General features: G+C 40.5%; 17 protein-coding genes. 12 read left to right on the top strand and 5 right to left on the bottom strand.

Features of this window, described 5'->3' with window-relative positions; genetic code table 11:
* The first annotated feature begins 128 nt into the window (after window positions 1-128).
* The 7 genes from BM266_RS12620 (at window position 129) to BM266_RS12585 (ending at window position 6,367) form a co-directional block, all read left to right on the top strand.
* Window positions 129-449: a phosphoribosylpyrophosphate synthetase gene (locus tag BM266_RS12620; RefSeq protein WP_093410315.1), complete on the top strand. Its 321-nt coding sequence runs from the start codon at window positions 129-131 to the stop codon at window positions 447-449.
* A gap of 15 nt (window positions 450-464) precedes the next feature.
* Window positions 465-2,981, top strand: coding sequence for a cation-translocating P-type ATPase (locus tag BM266_RS12615; RefSeq protein WP_093410313.1), 2,517 nt, complete (start codon window positions 465-467; stop codon window positions 2,979-2,981).
* Window positions 2,982-3,058: 77 nt separating this feature from the next.
* Entirely contained in the window at window positions 3,059-3,997 is a 939-nt protein-coding gene (locus tag BM266_RS12610) for a ring-cleaving dioxygenase (protein WP_093410311.1), read from the top strand.
* A 3-nt stretch (window positions 3,998-4,000) separates the two neighbouring features.
* Window positions 4,001-4,624, top strand: a complete 624-nt coding sequence (locus tag BM266_RS12605; RefSeq protein WP_093410308.1) for an alpha/beta hydrolase — start codon at window positions 4,001-4,003, stop codon at window positions 4,622-4,624.
* A 124-nt stretch (window positions 4,625-4,748) separates the two neighbouring features.
* Window positions 4,749-5,252: a rhodanese-like domain-containing protein gene (locus BM266_RS17385; RefSeq protein ID WP_245760441.1), complete on the top strand. Its 504-nt coding sequence runs from the start codon at window positions 4,749-4,751 to the stop codon at window positions 5,250-5,252.
* 41 nt (window positions 5,253-5,293) lie between these two features.
* Window positions 5,294-5,743, top strand: coding sequence for an OsmC family protein (locus tag BM266_RS12590; protein ID WP_093410306.1), 450 nt, complete (start codon window positions 5,294-5,296; stop codon window positions 5,741-5,743).
* A 120-nt stretch (window positions 5,744-5,863) separates the two neighbouring features.
* Complete coding sequence (locus BM266_RS12585; RefSeq protein ID WP_093410303.1) at window positions 5,864-6,367, top strand: GNAT family N-acetyltransferase; 504 nt, start codon at window positions 5,864-5,866, stop codon at window positions 6,365-6,367.
* 84 nt (window positions 6,368-6,451) lie between these two features.
* On the opposite strand, the gene rpsA is transcribed toward BM266_RS12585, so the two are convergent.
* The 3 genes from rpsA to lon all read right to left on the bottom strand — a co-directional run bounded on the left by rpsA (window position 6,452) and on the right by lon (window position 11,701).
* Entirely contained in the window at window positions 6,452-8,299 is a 1,848-nt protein-coding gene (rpsA, locus tag BM266_RS12580) for a 30S ribosomal protein S1 (RefSeq protein WP_093410301.1), read from the bottom strand.
* 155 nt (window positions 8,300-8,454) lie between these two features.
* Window positions 8,455-9,153, bottom strand: a complete 699-nt coding sequence (cmk, locus tag BM266_RS12575; RefSeq protein ID WP_093410299.1) for a (d)CMP kinase — start codon at window positions 9,151-9,153, stop codon at window positions 8,455-8,457.
* Window positions 9,154-9,250: 97 nt separating this feature from the next.
* Window positions 9,251-11,701, bottom strand: coding sequence for an endopeptidase La (gene lon / locus BM266_RS12570; protein ID WP_093410297.1), 2,451 nt, complete (start codon window positions 11,699-11,701; stop codon window positions 9,251-9,253).
* A gap of 210 nt (window positions 11,702-11,911) precedes the next feature.
* Between lon and BM266_RS12565 the strand changes: the two genes are divergently transcribed.
* The 4 genes from BM266_RS12565 to BM266_RS12550 are packed head-to-tail and all read left to right on the top strand — an operon-like array spanning window position 11,912 to window position 14,857.
* The gene (locus tag BM266_RS12565; RefSeq protein ID WP_093410294.1) at window positions 11,912-12,475 is read left to right on the top strand and encodes an RNA polymerase sigma factor; all 564 of its coding nucleotides are present in this window, start codon (window positions 11,912-11,914) and stop codon (window positions 12,473-12,475) included.
* The gene (locus tag BM266_RS12560; RefSeq protein ID WP_093410292.1) at window positions 12,462-13,025 is read left to right on the top strand and encodes a hypothetical protein; all 564 of its coding nucleotides are present in this window, start codon (window positions 12,462-12,464) and stop codon (window positions 13,023-13,025) included. The genes BM266_RS12565 and BM266_RS12560 overlap by 14 nt, the downstream gene beginning before the upstream one ends.
* A complete protein-coding gene (locus BM266_RS12555; RefSeq protein ID WP_093410290.1) occupies window positions 13,006-14,097 on the top strand; it encodes a DUF4097 family beta strand repeat-containing protein in 1,092 nt (363 codons plus the stop codon). Before BM266_RS12560 ends, BM266_RS12555 begins: the two co-directional genes overlap by 20 nt.
* 28 nt (window positions 14,098-14,125) lie before the next feature.
* Window positions 14,126-14,857 carry a head GIN domain-containing protein gene (locus tag BM266_RS12550; RefSeq protein WP_093410287.1) on the top strand — a complete coding sequence of 244 codons (732 nt, stop codon included), beginning with the start codon at window positions 14,126-14,128 and terminating at the stop codon, window positions 14,855-14,857.
* 45 nt (window positions 14,858-14,902) lie between these two features.
* Here BM266_RS12550 and BM266_RS12545 read toward each other — a convergent pair whose 3' ends face one another.
* Complete coding sequence (locus tag BM266_RS12545) at window positions 14,903-16,228, bottom strand: MFS transporter (RefSeq protein ID WP_093410283.1); 1,326 nt, start codon at window positions 16,226-16,228, stop codon at window positions 14,903-14,905.
* 164 nt (window positions 16,229-16,392) lie between these two features.
* Window positions 16,393-17,214 carry a M48 family metallopeptidase gene (locus tag BM266_RS12540; RefSeq protein ID WP_093410281.1) on the bottom strand — a complete coding sequence of 274 codons (822 nt, stop codon included), beginning with the start codon at window positions 17,212-17,214 and terminating at the stop codon, window positions 16,393-16,395.
* A 176-nt stretch (window positions 17,215-17,390) separates the two neighbouring features.
* Between BM266_RS12540 and BM266_RS12535 the strand changes: the two genes are divergently transcribed.
* A complete protein-coding gene (locus tag BM266_RS12535; RefSeq protein WP_093410278.1) occupies window positions 17,391-18,260 on the top strand; it encodes an alpha/beta fold hydrolase in 870 nt (289 codons plus the stop codon).
* Window positions 18,261-18,280 lie beyond the last annotated feature (20 nt).

The raw sequence follows: 18,280 nt of genomic DNA, 5'->3' as shown, positions 1-18,280 counted from the left end.
ATTCTGAAGTTTTTGCTTAAGGGCTAATCTTTGTTGGTTTTAGTTACTATACTGAAACTACCAGATTTTAGCCCTTGTTTTATTCAGCGTTTTGGTGTAAATTATTATCAGTTTCAGAAACAGTAATTATGACAAAACGACGCAACTATGATACTGCCAGTGAAGCCGTTAATGATCTCATCCGCCGGGGTTATACTACCGACTTCACCTTGCTCACCGATAAAAACTGCATCATCTGCAACCATTCCTCTATCGAACTCTCTCCCGATGAATTTGAAATCGACGAAATCTATCGTTTTGAAGGCAATACAGATCCCGGGGATGAAATGATCGTTTTTGGTATTTCTTCAGAAAAACATCGGGTAAAAGGTGTCCTGGTTAATGCTTTTGGTGTTTACAGCGACAATAAGACCTCTGATATTACGAAAAAACTGCATATGCATATTTAAAATGTAAGCCTCCAAATGGCCGAAAACCCCCATAATATACAGGGCTTAACTCCCGAGCAGGTTGAAAATTCACGCGATACTCACGGTCACAATAAACTGGATTTAAAAAAAGAAACTCCCCTTTGGGATGCACTTAAAACAGTTATAAGTGAACCAATGATTCTCCTGCTTTTCGCGGCAGCCTTTATCTATTTTCTTACCGGTAATCACGATGATGGGATCTTTCTTTCGGTAGCGATCATACTAGTGGCCACAATATCTCTTTTTCAGGATGCCCGAAGCCGTAGCGCCCTCGAAAAACTTAAAGCCTTTACCCGGCCCACTTGCCAGGTAATTCGTGACGGAAAGACCCTGGATATCAATATCGGAGAAATCGTCATCGGCGATTTCATAATAGTCAATGAAGGAAGCAGCATCCCCGCCGATGCCGAAATTGTTCAATCTAATGATTTCTCGGTAAATGAATCAATCCTTACGGGCGAAGCTTTCTCTGTACCCAAATCTCCTGAAACGGAAGATAATACAATTTATATGGGTACCCAGGTTGAAACCGGCCTGGCTATTGCCAGGGTTACCGCCATAGGCAATAAAACCCAACTGGGAAAAATAGGTAAAAGCCTGGAAGATCTTAGCCAGGAGAAAACCCCCTTGGAAATCCAGATCAATAATTTTGTAAAAAAGATGGTCATCGCCGGTAGCGTGGTTTTCATACTGGTATGGGCTATAAATTACATAAGAACAACAGATGTTCTAGAAAGCTTACTAATGGCCCTCACCCTTGCCATGAGTATACTTCCTGAAGAAATTCCTGTAGCTTTTACCACTTTTATGGCTATGGGCGCCTGGAGATTGATGAAGATGGGGATTGTGGTCAAGCAAATGAAAACAGTGGAGACCCTGGGTAGCGCCACGGTGATCTGTACCGATAAAACCGGCACCATCACCCAGAATAAAATGAGCCTGGCAAAAATTTATACTCCGCAAAATGGGGTCATTGAGATTACAGAAACCAATCTCTCTTCTGAAATAAGAGAATTACTGGAAACCGCGATGTGGGCAAGCGAACCTATTCCTTTTGACGCAATGGAAGTCGCTCTACACAATTCCTATCAGGAAAATTTTACCCCAGATCATAGAGCTGAATTCAAAATGTATCATGAATATCCCTTGGAGGGAAAACCTCCTATGATGACCCATATTTTTGAGAATAAAAAAGGGAAAAGGATCATAGCAGCCAAAGGTGCACCTGAGGCTATTCTGGAGGTTTCAGCATTAGACGAAGAAGAAAAAAATAAGATCATAAAAGTTATTGATGAACTGGCCAAAGAAGGTTATCGTCTCCTTGGGGTAGCTGAAACCAGTTTCAGTGGAGATAATTTCCCTAATCGCCAGCAGGATTTCGAATTCAGGTTCAAAGGACTGGTGAGCTTTTATGATCCTCCAAAAGCTAATATCGGCAAGGTTTTTCAGGATTTCTATTCCGCAGGAATAAAAGTGAAGATCGTCACCGGAGACAACCCTGAAACCACTGCAGCTGTAGCAAGACAGGTAGGATTTAACGGCCATAAGAAAGTGATCACCGGCGCGGAGTTGATGCAAATGGATGAGTCTAAACTTAGGTCAGGTTTGGATGAGTACGGGATTTTCGCCAGAATGTTCCCTGAAGCAAAACTGCGAATAATAGAGGCATTTAAAGCTAACGGAGAAATTGTGGCTATGACAGGAGATGGGGTGAACGACGGGCCGGCACTAAAAGCTTCTCATATCGGGATCGCTATGGGAAAAAAAGGCAGCGAGATAGCAAAACAAGCGGCCTCACTTATTCTCCAGGAAGACGATCTTTCAAAAATGGTGCAGGCGGTAGAAATTGGAAGAAAGATCTACACCAACCTGAAAAAAGCAATACAGTATATCATTTCCATTCATATTCCTATTATTCTCACCGTATTTATTCCACTGGCCCTGGCCTGGAAATATCCGGCAATATTTTCTCCTGTGCATATTATTTTTCTCGAGTTAATTATGGGTCCCACCTGTTCTATCATTTATGAGAATGAACCGCCTGAAAAAAACAGCATGCAGAAAAAACCGCGACCCTTTACCAGTACATTTTTCAATGGGAAAGAACTAACTGTAAGTATTATTCAGGGATTGATAATTACCCTGGGCTGTCTTTTTATTTACCAATTTGCTGTTGAAAATGGATTCAATGAAAACACCACTCGTACGATGGTTTTTAGCTGCCTGATTTCAGCTAATATCTTCCTCACCCTGGTAAACCGCTCATTTTATTATTCAGCCTGGGAAACCTTAAAATACAAGAATATCCTGGTTCCTCTTATTATTGGGATAAGTGTTCTCATTACTGGGATCATTATTTATATTCCATTTTTTTCCCGGTTCTTTGATTTTGAAAAACTGAATTTTCAGCAATTAGGTTTCAGCATAATTATAGGTTTTATTTCAGTGATATGGTTTGAAGGTTTTAAATATTATCGAAGAAAGAAGCCTCTTCAGGCTCAGGAGATTTAGCAATCTATTCTAATTTTACCATTAATTTAACCGGATTTCATCCTGAATTTTATTTCTTTAAGTCATAAAAGGAAGCGATGGAAAATAAAATTCTTGGGTTACACCATATTACAGCAATCGCAGGAGATCCACAACAGAACTACGACTTCTACACGAAGGTGCTTGGTCTTCGCATGGTTAAGAAAACCGTGAATTTCGATGATCCTCAGACCTATCATTTTTATTTTGGTGATAAAACCGGTTCTCCCGGTACCATTCTCACATTTTTCCCCTGGCCCGGAGCAAAAAAAGGAAAAAACGGCGTTGGTATGGCTACTGAAATAGGATATTCCGTTCCGGAAGCTAGTCTGGATTTTTGGCAGAATCGTTTTGATGAATATAAGGTGAACTATGGAAGCCCATCCGAGGAATTCGGGGAGAAATTACTTCCCTTTGAAGATCCCGATGGGCTGAAACTGAAACTTATAATTCCCAGTACTCCAGATTCCCGCCAGGGATGGGAGACAAACGAAATCAATAAAGATGTTGCCTTAAAAGGCTTTCATAACGTGACTTTAAACCTCTCCAATCAGGCCCCTACCGCAGGAATACTAACCGATATTTTTGATTATAAATTTAAAAAACAGGAAAGAAATCGTTTCAGATATATCACCGATGCGGTTGAGAATGCATCTATAATCGACCTAATAGAAGATCCCTCTTCCGAACGGGGAATCAATGCCGCAGGTACTAACCACCATATTGCTTTTAGAGTTAATGATGAAGCCTCCCAGCGATTCTTTAGAGATAAGATCGTTGAGGCCGGCCTGAATATCACCGGGAAAATAGATCGGGATTATTTCTATTCTCTTTATTTCAGGGAACCGGGTGGGGTGCTGTTTGAAATTGCAACCGATAATCCTGGCTTTACCCGTGACGAATCACTTGATGAATTAGGTAGCAGCCTGAAACTGCCAGAAAAATATGAATCTTCCCGGGAGAGAATTGAAAATTTGCTCCCGAAACTAAGTCAATAGATTATGCATAAGAAAGAACTGCACACTGCTGGAAAAGACCTTGAAAAAGCTAAAAAAGTGCTTGTCCTTTTGCACGGGCGGGGGGCAACTACAAAAGATATCTTAGGTCTGGAATCCCATTTACCTTTAGAGGATTTTGCCCTAATTGCCCCTCAGGCAACAAATCAAACCTGGTATCCTTATTCCTTTCTGGCCCCGATAAATGAAAATGAGCCCTGGCTTTCTTCAGCCCTGGAACTTCTCAGGGATATCATAGAAGATCTGTTAGAAAAAGGCTTCGATTCCAGGGATATTTACCTGCTGGGATTTTCACAAGGTGCCTGTCTCTGCCTTGAATTTGCAGCGCGAAATGCCCGTAGGTATGGCGGGATAGCCGCTTTCACCGGCGGGTTGATAGGAGAAACCCTGGATCCTGAAAATTATTCCGGAGATTTTGAAACTACACCTATTTTTATAGGTACCGGAGATCCCGATTCCCATGTCCCGGTAGGACGCGTCAAGAGATCGGCTGAGATCTTGAATAATATGAATGCCGATGTGAGTGTGAAGATCTATGAAAATCGGCCTCATACTATATCAGAAAATGAACTGGAGCTTACCGGAGAATTAATTTTTAATCAAAAGTGATCATCTAAAATTTTATTCTTAAATTATGTACTGATTTTGTTTCCTCTCTGTACTAAGATTTTATTGTAACAAATGTAACTGTGGCAGCTTTACAATCACCGTATTTTTGCAGCTGAAAAAGAACATGCAGTTACTAAACAATAATAAACTTATTATAGCCGGATTAGGTGTTGGGGCACTTACCGGATTTATCTATTACAGTACCATAGGCTGTGAAAGCGGAGGATGTGCAATAACATCAGATCCCGTTAACGCCACTTTATATGGTGCTTTTATGGGTGCCTTATTGTTTAGCAGTTTTAAGAAAAAACCGAAAAAGAAAAACAATATGGATTTTACTCAAATGATTAAAGATGGAGCCACTGTTATCGATGTACGTACAAGACCCGAATTTGCAGGAGGACACGTTGCTGAATCATTGAATATTCCTCTACAGGAATTAAATAAGCATATGGACGAGATAAAAGCTCAGAAACAGCCACTCATCCTTTGCTGCAGAACCGGAAACCGCAGTGGTATCGCCACTCAAATGCTTTCCCAAATGGGAATTGAATGCTATAACGGTGGGGCCTGGGAAGAAGTGAATTATCATCAGGCACAGGCACAAGCCGCGGAATCTGAAAAGTAATCGGGAAGAATCGGTTTGGTTCTTCTTATAAAACTATAAATATGGAACCACAAGCACACTATTATAATCTGGACCTTGAATGGACAGAAACAAGAAAGGGTAAAATTTCTTCCCCTCAGTTAAACGATGAAATAGAAGTAGCCACTCCCCCTGAATTTCCAGGAGGAATTGAAGGCATTTGGTCTCCGGAGCACCTTTTTACAGCCTCTGTAGTAAGTTGTTTCATGACCTCTTTTACTGCAGTTGCAGAATATTCAAAACTTGATTTTAAAAGTTTAAAATGCCCGGCTGTAGGAAAGATGGAACGCATCGATAAAAAGTTCATCATGAGTGAGGTTGTTATTAAACCTGAACTGGTTATCAAAAATACAAAGGATGAAGAAAAAGCAATGAAATTGCTTCATAAAGCCGAAGAGATCTGCCTGATCACAAGATCGATTAAAACCGAAGTGAAAATGGAGGCTATAGTTAAAATTACCGAAACTGTTTAATGATTACCTTCCAAATATGTTGAAAGAGCCGGAAATTTTTTTCCGGTTTTTTTATGCTTTTTTTGGAAAAACACTCTTTTTACTATCGATTAAAATATTATTTTTCCTGAAAATATCAGGATGAATACTTCCGCAGAAATTAAAATTAAACCCATTCAAAAAGATGATTTCCCCGCCGTTAAAAAAATTTACCAGGCAGGAATAAATACAGGAATAGCTACCTTTGAGACCCTTGCCCCTACTTGGGAAACCTGGAATAAAAAATTCCGCACAGATTCCAGATTGCTTGCTGAAAATAATAATAGCATTATTGGTTGGGTAGCTCTCTCCCCTGTATCGGCACGCCAGGTTTATTCTGGAGTGTGTGAAGTAAGTCTTTATGTTCATCCAGAACATTCGGGCCGTGGAGTTGGCCGGGCTTTACTGAGATCGATTATTGCTCAAAGCGAAAAAAATAAAATCTGGACGCTGCAAGCAGGTATTTTCCCTGAAAATAAAGCCAGTATCGCGCTGCATACCTCTGAAGGATTCCGCGAAGTGGGTTACCGGGAAAAAATAGGAAAAAGAGATGGAGTATGGCACGACAATATTTTCCTGGAACGAAGAAGTCGTTTGGTAATATGAAGACTTTAAACTTTTTAAATTAACCAAAAAAAACCTCCTTAGCGCAAACTAAGGAGGTTTCTATTTATGATCAAATATCCGGAATTACTTCCCTTCCATTTTATCTTTTAAAGCCTGAAGATCGGCATTAACATCACCAATAGTGGTTTTGTCTTTTGTTTGCGTAGCTGCTTTCTTAGCGGCTTGCTTAACGATTTGCTGCTCTTCTTCTTTGTGAATAGCCATATGAGAAGCTACCACTCTTTTGAATTCTTTGTTGAATTCAATGATCTGGAACTCTGCAGATTCACCTTTAGTCAATTTGTTACCGTCTTCTTTCTCAAGATGTCTGGTTGGAACAAATGCGGTGATATCTTCGTTAAAGTCTATAGTAGCTCCTTTGTCTACGATTTCTGCGATCTCTGCGGTATGTTTGGTGCCAACAGCGAACTCAGTTTCGTATTTATCCCAAGGGTTGGCTTCAACCTGCTTGTGACCAAGGCTTAACTTACGTCCTTCAACATCTAATTCAAGAACTACAACCTCAAGCTCATCACCTACGTTAGTAAATTCTGATGGATGCTTGATTTTCTTAGTCCAGGATAGATCAGAGATATAGATAAGTCCGTCAATTCCTTCTTCCAATTCTACGAATACACCAAAGTTGGTGAAGTTACGTACAATCCCTTTATGTTTAGAACCAACAGGATATTTAGTAGTAATATCTGTCCATGGGTCTGGAGTTAATTGCTTAATTCCAAGAGACATTTTACGGTCTTCACGATCTAAAGTTAAGATTTGAGCTTCAACCTCATCTCCAACATTTACGAAATCCTGAGCTGAACGCAAATGCGTACTCCAAGACATTTCAGAAACGTGAATAAGACCTTCAACACCTTCGGCAACTTCGATAAATGCACCGTAATCTGCGATTACAACTACTTTACCTTTTACCTTGTCTCCAACCTTAAGGTTTTCGTCAAGAGCTTCCCATGGGTGTTTGCTTAATTGCTTAAGACCAAGTTGGATTCTTGTTTTCGCTTCATCAAAGTCAAGAATTACCACGTTTAGTTTTTGATCTAGCTCAACGATCTCATTTGGATGGTTGATACGAGACCAGCTAAGGTCGGTAATGTGAACAAGTCCGTCAACTCCTCCAAGATCAACAAATACTCCGTAAGAAGTGATGTTTTTAACAGTACCTTCAAGTACCTGACCTTTTTCAAGCTGACCGATAATTTCTTTCTTCTGTTCTTCGATATCGGCTTCGATAAGCGCTTTGTGAGAAACCACAACGTTTTTAAATTCATGGTTGATTTTCACAACTTTGAATTCCATTGTTTTTCCTACGTAAGCATCGTAATCACGGATAGGCTTCACGTCTATTTGAGAACCTGGCAAGAATGCCTCAATTCCAAATACATCTACGATCATACCGCCTTTGGTTCTGCATTTTACAAAACCGTTTACGATAAGACCTTCATCATGAGCTTTATTCACACGATCCCAGGCCTGAATAACACGGGCCTTACGGTGAGAAAGAACCAATTGACCAGTAGAGTCTTCACGAACATCGATCAATACCTCTACTTCATCCCCTACTTTAAGGTCTGGGTTGTAACGAAATTCGTTAAGAGAGATCACACCTTCACTCTTGGCGTTGATGTCTATGATTGCATCACGGTCGGTAAGATTTATTACTGTCCCGGTTACAACTTCATCATCTAAAGTGTCAACGAAATTTTCTGATACTAATTTCTCAAATTCTTCCAGCTTCTTATCATCAATCGGGTCAATTCCCTCTTCATAATTGTGCCAGTTGAAATCTTCTAAAAATTTTTCAGGGTTTTCCTGCTGTTCTGTAACGGTAGGTTGCGAAGAATTATCCATTCCTGCTACTTCCTGAACTTCAGTAGTGTCCTGAACTTCTTGTTTTTTGTTTTCTTCAGCCATTGCTGATTAATTAATTTGTATCCTGTGCTTTCCCGGAAAAATTAGCAAATGAAACACAGAAGTGTTTATAAAAATAATTTTATCCCCTTTTGATTTTCCGGATCTTTGCCAAAAAGGAGTGCAAAAATACCACTTATTTTTTAATTCTCAAAGCTTTAGCTATCAGCTTCGATTTTATCTTTGGCAAGTTTGAGTACTTTTTCATACTGTTCTTCCAAATCCAAAAGAGAATTGTCAATTTCTATAGCGTCATCTGCCTTCAGCAAGGGAGAATCGTCCCTGGTGGTGTCCATGTGATCGCGTTCTTTTACATTGGTTAGCACCTCATCAAGAGTAATTTCATCTCCTCTTTCTTTAAGCTCTTTATAACGTCTCTGCGCCCGTCTTTCAGTAGAAGCAGTCATAAAGAGTTTCAGGTCGGCATCTGGAAAAACAACTGTTCCTATATCACGGCCGTCCATAACCACTCCTTTATCCTTACCCATCTCCTGCTGAAGCTTTACCAATTTCTTCCTAACCTGAGGAATTGCTGCCACCTTACTAACCTGCTGTGAAACTTCCAGGAGACGTATCTCCTTTTCAACATTTTCATCATTCAAATAAATTTCTCCATAGCCCAATTCATCATCAAAAATAAACTTCACATTAATAAAAGGCAGATGCCTTATAATAGATTCTTTATCAAAATTGGTATCGCTTACAAATAGTTTTCGCATCGCATACAGAGTTACTGCACGGTACATCGCCCCGCTGTCTACATAAATATATCCTAACTCTTTTGCGAGCTGCTTGGCAACAGTACTTTTTCCGGTAGAGGAATGCCCATCTATGGCAATCGTGATTTTTTTACTCATCAAGGTTTCTTTAAATGCAGGTCACAAATTTAATTAAATAAGAAGGCTTTCCTGAATATGCCTCATAAAAAAAACCTCCTTTCGGAGGTTTTAGTTTTTAAAGTTTCTTAGCATTTTTCACCTTCTGACTGGTAATCGCTATGTCTATTACCTCGCTCATCTCATTTACATAATGAAAAGTAAGCCCTTTAAGGTACTCTTCCTTGATTTCCTTAACATCGCGTTCATTCTCCTTACAAAGAATGATCTCCTTGATCCTGGCTCTTTTGGCGGCAAGAATTTTTTCTTTCAATCCTCCCACCGGAAGCACTTTCCCTCTAAGCGTAATCTCCCCCGTCATCGCGATACTTTTCTTCACCTTCCGCTGAGTGAACAACGAAACCAAAGAGGTTAACATAGTAATTCCTGCGCTGGGGCCATCTTTTGGAGTTGCTCCTTCGGGCACGTGAATATGTACGTTGTACTTCTCGAAAACCCCGGGATCGAGTCCAAGCTCATCAGCATTTGCTTTGATGTATTCCATCGCAATGGTAGCCGATTCCTTCATCACCTTTCCAAGATTTCCTGTAATATTCAGGTGTCCCTTTCCTTTAGATAAAATAGATTCAATAAACAGGATATCTCCGCCAACCTGCGTCCAGGCAAGGCCTGTAACCACTCCGGCTACTTCATTGTTTTCATATTTATCACGCTCCAGTTTTGGGCTACCAAGAACTTCAATGATGTCTTTATTGGTGGCCTTAATATTATAATCTTCCTCCATCGCTATATTCTTCGCGGCATGACGCACCATCTTAGCGATTTGCTTTTCAAGTCCACGCACTCCCGATTCCCGGGTGTAGCCTTCCACAATCTTCTCCAGCTGAGGCTTAGCAATTTTCAATTGCTCTTTGGTCATTCCATGCTCCTTTAATTGCTTAGGTAGCAAATGCTGGCGAGCGATCTCCACCTTTTCTTCAATAGTATACCCGGTCACATTAATTATCTCCATACGGTCTCTTAGAGCCGGCTGGATGGTTCCCAGGTTATTGGCGGTAGCGATAAACATAACCTTGGAAAGATCAAAGCCCATTTCCAGAAAGTTATCGTGAAAATCGTTGTTTTGCTCTGGATCAAGAACTTCCAGCAAGGCCGAAGATGGATCTCCTGCATTCCCGATGCTCAATTTATCTATCTCATCTAATACAAAAACCGGGTTGCTTGTACCGGCCTTCTTAAGACTTTGAATAATTCTTCCGGGCATTGCACCTATATAAGTCTTCCGGTGTCCCCTGATCTCTGCCTCATCCCTAAGACCACCAAGAGATATTCTAACATATTCTCTGCCCAGAGCTTCGGCTACAGATTTCCCAAGGGAGGTTTTACCTACGCCCGGAGGTCCGTAAAGACAAAGAATAGGCGATTTCATATCATTTCTTAGCTTCAATACTGCCAGGTATTCGATGATCCGGCGTTTTACATCTCCTAATCCGTAATGGTCCCTATCCAGAATCTTTTTGGCCCTTTTCAGGTCGAATTTATCTTTGCTGAATTCATTCCAGGGCAGGTCCAGAAACAGGTCAAGATAGTTACGCTGAATGGAGTATTCAGCCACCTGCGGATTCATTCGCTGCATTTTAGCAAGTTCCTTCTCAAAATGCTTTTGTATTGCTTCCTGCCACTTCTTACTTCTGGCGCGCTGCCGCATTTCTTCGATTTCATCTTCGTGAGAAACCCCACCGAGTTCTTCCTGGATGGTTTTCATTTGCTGATGAAGAAAATACTCTCGCTGCTGCTGGCTCATATCACTCTGCACCCTCGACTGAATATCATTTTTGAGTTCCAGTTTCTGAAACTCCACATTCATATATCTTAAGGTTGCCAGGGCTCTTTCTCTTAGATCATTTGTTTCCAACAATGTTTGTTTGTCTTCTACCGAAAGGTTCATATTCGAAGACACAAAATTGATAAGAAAAGAAGCGCTTTCTATATTTTTTATTGCGAAGGAAGCTTCACTGGGAATATTAGGACTCCCTTTTATAATTTGAAGCGCCAGTTCTTTTATAGAATCTATAATAGCCGAAAATTCTTCATTATCAGTGGCCGGTCTGGCTTCGGGAACTTCTGTAATCGTAGCGGTGAGGTAAGGATCTTCACTTACCACTTCTTCGATTTTAAAGCGTTTTTTACCCTGAATTATTACCGTGGTATTTCCGTCGGGCATTTTAAGCACACGAAGGATTCGGGCCACTACTCCTACCCTGTTAATATCCTTTGCGGTGGGATTCTCTACTTCCTCGTCTTTCTGAGACACCACCCCAATAATCTTACTGTCGTTATTGGCCTGGTTGATCAGCTTAATAGAAGCATCTCTCCCCGCGGTGATAGGAATCACTACTCCAGGGAATAATACAGTGTTTCGTAAAGGTAATATAGGTAAAGATTCGGGTAGATTTTCTTTATTGATTTCCTCTTCATCTTCAGGCGTCATTAGAGGGATTAGATCAGCATCCTGATCTATTTCCTGCAATGACAAACTGTCAAAATTGGTAATTTTAGTTTTCGCCATAATTTATTTTAAGTCAAACTGTCACAAACAGTCTGGATTTTTAATCTGTTTCTTTTTCTTTTCGCCTTAGACTCACTGGCTTAGGACTTGGTATGCGCAATCTTCATTATCTTTAGACAATTCTTATGCCATCTTAAATAGAAAGTTTTTTTCTCAAAACTGTAACAAATCAATTTCAAACCTATCTTTATAATAAACAGGATACTTTTTTTGACACCAACCATCACACATATTAATGATCTTGTTTCGCGTTGTCGGGAAGGCGATCAGCGGGCACAAATGGAGATTTATGATCGCTATTATAAAGCGATGTATAATACCAGCCTGCGGATTGTAAAGGACACCGCCGAAGCCGAAGACCTAATGCAGGAAGCTTTCCTGAAGGCCTTCACCAAGATAGACAGCTTTAAGGGCACCGCGAGTTTTGGAGCCTGGCTTAAAAAGATCGTTGTAAACCTGAGCATTAATTCGTTCAATAGAAAATCGAAATATACCGAGCTGAGTTATAACGACGAACTGAAAAACGAACTTGATGAAAGCGAAGGTATAGACCTGGAAGAAAGCGCTAATAATGAAAAAGTAAAAAGAATCATGAGGGCTTTAAGTTCACTGAAAGAAAATTACCGCATAGCGCTAAGCTTGCATCTTATTGAAGGATACGATTACGATGAAATTTGTGAAATATTGAATATCTCCTACGCCAATTGCAGAACTACTATCTCACGGGCCAAGGAGAGCTTAAGAAAAAAACTGCTGAAAGATGAAAACCGATAAAATAACCGAACTTTTCGAAGACCTGGATTTCGATGTCGTAGAACCCAGGGCCGGACACAAAGACCGCTTCCTGGAAAAACTGGAGCAATCTGCTAAGGAGCAGAACCGACGGCACCCCAAAACCAGGAATCTTTGGGGACCATTTCTGGGGATTGCAGCAAGTATTGCCCTGGCTATTGTTCTCTTCGGAAACATTCATATGAATAATGTGACTGAAAAGAAAGGAGATTTGGCAAGTGTTTCTACTGAAATGAAAGAAACCCAGGATTTTTACACCTCGGTAATTCAGAAAGAATTAAAAAATATTGAAGCTGAAAAAACCCCGGAAACCGAAGCGATAATTAATGATGCGCTTTCCCAGTTGAATAAACTGGAAACTGAATATTCCAAACTTAAAAAAGACCTGGTAAACAGCGGGCAGGACAAACGGGTTATCTATGCCATGATAAGCAACTTCCAGCAAAGAATAGATCTATTGAATAATGTATTAACCCAAATTGAAAATATTAAATCCCTAAAAACACAAAGTCATGAAAGCACTATTATATAAACTACTTTTTGCAGCGGTTCTCTTACCCGGGCTGACTTTCTGCAATAACGACCTGAGCGGAAAACACACCAAAGAGAAGAAAATCTCCAGGGAATTCAGTGTGTCTGCCAGTTCTAACCTTAAGGTGGATAACAGCTACGGAAATATAGATATCTCTACCTGGAATCAGAATAAAGTTGTGATTGAAGTTTTTATCAAGACCAATGGAAATGATCCTGAAAAAGTTCAGAAAAAACTGGATGAAATAGAAGTGGAATTCAACCAGAACTCATCAGGAGTAAGTGCTAAAACCCATTTATCGGGAAATAAAAGCTCTTCCTGGTGGAGCAATCTTTTTTCCGGATCAAGCAATGTGAATATGGAAATCAATTATGTGATAAGAGCCCCTGAAACCAATAATATGGATCTTAGCAACGATTACGGCGGCATCTATATCGACCGTCTACTGGGTAACTCCAGGATCTCCAGTGACTACGGAAAAATAGACATCCTTGAACTAAGAGGTGACTCCAATTATCTTAATTTTGATTATACCAGAAACAGCAGGTTTGGCTACATAAAAAATGCTGAAATAAACGCAGACTACAGTGAATTTGAAATAGAAGAGGCAGAAAGGCTAAAGATCAACGCCGATTATACAACTTCAAAAATAAGAAAGGTGAGCAACCTGGAGTTTGATGCAGATTATGGTAGCATAAACGTAGATAAAGTAAAAAGGATAACTGGGAATGGGGATTACCTCAGCACTAAGATCGGTAGGGTTTTTAACTCGGCAGATCTGAATATGGACTATGGTAGTCTTAGTATAGATAAGGTCGTTAAAGGCGCAAAGAATATTAAGATAACCAGTGATTATGCTGGCGTGAAGATAGGCTATGATGCCCAACAAGCCTTCAATTTTAATGTGGAGGCCAGTTATGGAAATGTCAAAGGGCTGGAGGACCTTCAGGTGCAAAAACGTAATAACCAGAATACAAAACAAAGCCTTCAGGGCTATCATTTAGAAAATAACTCCGGCAGTATGGTAACGATAAATACCAGTTATGCCAATGTACAATTCAGTAAAAAGTAAATAATTCATCAATCATAAAACAAAAATCATGAAACGATCAATCTTATTTTTAGCAACTCTTCTATTCAGTTTTAATTCAGCAAATGCTCAATTCTGGAAAAATGAAACTGTAAAAGGCAACGGCAACACGACTACTGAAAATCGAAGCACCTCTGATTATGACGAAATTTACCTCGTTGGATCTATGGATGTAGAGCTAGTAGCAGGAAAGGAAGGAGAAATAAAAGTGGAAGCCGAAAGCAACCTGATGGAATATATAATAACTGAAGTCAAAAATGGTACGCTAAGGATAAAGCCGGCAGATAAAATTAACCTGCAGCCTTCACGTAATAAATCAATAAAGGTTACCGTTCCATTCAAGGATATTAACGAAGTGAAGCTTACCGGCTCCGGCGACTTATGGAATTCCGCGCCCATCAAGGCAAAGTCTTTTAAAACCAGCCTAACCGGCTCAGGAAACCTCAATCTAAACCTCGATGTTGATTCTTTGGAAAGTCAAATCACAGGCTCAGGAGATACAATGCTTAGAGGGAAAAGCAATTACTTTGAATGCAAGGTAACCGGTTCCGGCGATTTCCAGGCTTTCGATCTTACAGCTGAAGAGGTCAAAGCTATGGTAATGGGAAGTGGAGATATAGAAGTCTTTGCTTCGGCTTCTCTAGATGCCAAAGTTATGGGCTCTGGAGATATCCTTTACAAAGGAAATCCCGATAAACAGAATTTCAAAGCAATGGGATCTGGCGCCATCTCTTCTAAATAAATTTTATTCCTTATTGCTATGAAAAGGAAAACTACAAACCCTGCGCTATTTCGCGGGGTTTGTTTTTGGTACCCGCATCAGTAAAAACACTCCGGCAATAAAAAACACCATCAGAAATAGGATCGAATCTCTTATACTGCCGGTAATTTGAGCTACCATCCCGTACATGAACATCCCTATTACTATCCCTATTTTTTCTGAAACATCGTAGAAACTGAAATAACTGGCTGTATCCTTTGTGTCTTCGGGAAGATACTTGGAGTACGTAGACCTGGACAAAGATTGGATTCCTCCCATAACCAGTCCCACAGCCGCTGCAGCCACATAAAACTGTTCGGGACTAACAATAAAGTAGGCATAGCCACAAATGCTTATCCAGATTAGATTGATGAAAATAAGGGTTTTAATGTTCCCAATTCTAAGCGCGATCCTGGCAGTAAGGGTAGCACCTGCTACGGCTACCAGCTGTATCAACAGAATACTTATTATCAATCCGCTGGTAGGATCCTGTTCTCCCCAATCTAGTTCTTCAATACCAAAATAAGTAGCGACAAGCATAATTGTTTGCACCGCCATGCTATAAACAAAAAAGGCCACCAGATATCGCTTCAACATCGGATTGTGTTTCATGGCTTTCCAGATACTTTTTAATTCCTTGAAACCATTGAATAGCACATTTCGGCGAATGCCTGCACGCTTATTTCCTTTTGGCAAATAATAGTAGGTGTACTGACTAAAACCTATCCACCAAACCCCGGTTAGGATAAAGGAAAGTCGGGTTGGAAGCCCTTCATCTTCAAAACCAAACCAGGAATGTTTAAGAATTAATACAAGACAGATAACAAGTAAAATAACACTCCCGATGTATCCAAGAGAAAAACCTTTTGCACTTATCTTATCCTGCTGATCTTTAAAAGCAATGTCGGGTAAATACGAATTATAGAAAACCAGGCTACCCCAGAAGCCAATGAGTGCAAGAAAATAGCTCAACAAACCTAACCAGAGATATTCCAGGTCAAACCAAAACAGACCAATGCAGGAGAGCGCACCCAGGTAATTAAAGAACTTCATAAAATTCTTCTTATTTCCAATATAATCTGCGATCCCGGATAAAAACGGACTCAAAAAAGAAACGGCCAGAAAAGCCAGGGCGGTAACATAACTAATAAGGCTATCGTTATTGAAGTCAAAGCCCAGAAAATGAACCGTGTCATCTATTTTATTTCCCTGTGCATCTCTTACGATGGTAAGTGCACCGTAAAATATTGGGAAGATAGCCGAAGATATCACCAGGCTATACACTGAATTTGCCCAATCATAGAAAGCCCAGGCGTGAAGGAGTTTCTTATGCCCTTTGGGTAATTTTTTCATCTGTGCATAATTTTAACTCAATTTGAGAATTAGGCACAGGCTTTTAATCATGCTCATGTGTGTTGCCATTTTTGGGTCCAGCAGCATGCTGGTTTCATCAGGATAAAAATAGAAAAAGCTGCCGGGTTGCGGCAGCTTTTCTATAATTTAATCGGCATTATTTCCTATTGGAAAGAAGTTACTCCATATTTTTTAGCTTCTGCTTTGGCTTCCGGAGCCCATTTTTTAAGATTGTTGATCCTCGTCTGGTTAGATGGGTGAGTACTTAAAAACTCCGGCGGCGCTTGCCCATCACTCTGGGCAGCCATTCTTTGCCATAACCTCGAGGCTTCTTCCGGATTATAACCTGCAATAGCCATTAAAGTTAGCCCAATCCTGTCGGCTTCGGTCTCGTGTTTTCTGCTAAAAGGCAGCATTACTCCCACAGTAGTACCCAAACCATAAGCCTGTGCGAATATTTGCTGGGTCTCCTGGCTCCTGCCACTTACAGCAATACCTCCCGCTACGGCCCCAAGTTGTTGCAATTGTGCAGCACTCATACGCTGGGCCCCGTGATCGGCAAGGGCGTGGGCGATCTCGTGCGCCATAACAACGGCCACCCCGGTTTCACTTTCAGCAACAGGTAGAATTCCTGTATAGAAAACTATCTTACCTCCTGGCATAGCAAAGGCGTTTACCGCATCATCATTCACCAGGTTATATTCCCATCGAAAGTCTTCCAGAAATCCCTGGTATCCGTTGGCGTTTAAATATCTTTCAGCGGCAGTTTCAATCTTTTTACCCACTCTTTTTACCATATTTGCTTCCGCAGTACCGGTTACAACATCATTTTCAGAAAGAAACTGATTGTACTGTTCAAATGAGGCCGGAAAGAGCTGGTCATTTGATACAAAATTCAGATTTTTCTCCCCGGTAAATGGATTGGTTTGGCAGCTCACAAATAATAAGGCTGCGCTTACCCATATTAATGTTCGTTTAAGTATCATAATATTTTGATTTGTTTAGCTAAAATTACAAAAGCCAGGAAACCCTGTTCCTTGCTTTAAGCATCATTTAACAAAATAACTTATTTCAAAAACAATACCACTTCTCTATATCCCAGTGTTTATAAGGTATAATGAAACCAGAATTCCTTAACTTGCAGACCTCATTTTCAATAACAATGACCAAAGCAAAAAAGGATCAGCTTTCTGTTCAACAGCTTCTTATTCCTGATTATATTCGTTATATCGCTAAGATACTGAGGAAAACCTCCCCATTCCTGGCGAGTAGATTTGCCGCCAGATTATTTCTTACTCCCTTTAAATATAAACTTCCGAAGCGTGAAAAAAAGATGGACCGAAATTCGGTGCAGACAATACTGAAAGTGCCGGCTTTTGGGAAAGAAATAGTAGTTTACCATTACGGAGATTCCCCTCATAAGATCCTGCTTGTACACGGATGGAGCGGGCGCGGCACACAACTTTCCTATATTGCTGAAGCACTGGTACACGCCGGTTACAGCACCATAAGTTTTGATGCTCCAGGCCACGGAAAAGCCCCCGGGAAATCCAGTATAATGACCGAGTTCATAGAAAGTATTCATTTTCTCGATAAAGAGTTTGGCCCTTTTGAGGCTGCTATAGGACATTCCCTTGGAGGCATGGCTTCCCTTCGGGCTGTAAAAGAGGGAATGAAAATCAATAAGCTAATTATTATCGGCACTGCAAACTCCGTTACGCACATTACTCACGAATTCAATGAAAACCTGGGGATGAACAAGGCTATCGCCGACAGGATGAAAGCATATTTCGATGAGAAATTCGGGGAAAACATGAATAATTATTCCGGAGCGGTTTCTGCGGAAGCCGTAAAAATACCAACCCTGGTTATCCACGATAAACAGGATGTTGACGTTCACGTTAGTTCTGCCTACGAGATTGACCGCGCTCTGGAAAACAGCGAATTAATGATCACCGAAGGCCAGGGACACCGCCGGATTCTGGGTGACAAGAAGGTAATTAACAAAATCACAACGTTCCTCGCAGACTAATCTTTGTATCTTTAAAATAA

Origin of the sequence: Salegentibacter flavus, assembly GCF_900115145.1 — a bacterium.
In the GTDB taxonomy this organism is placed as follows: domain Bacteria; phylum Bacteroidota; class Bacteroidia; order Flavobacteriales; family Flavobacteriaceae; genus Salegentibacter; species Salegentibacter flavus.
This window is presented reverse-complemented; position numbering and strand designations above follow the sequence as displayed.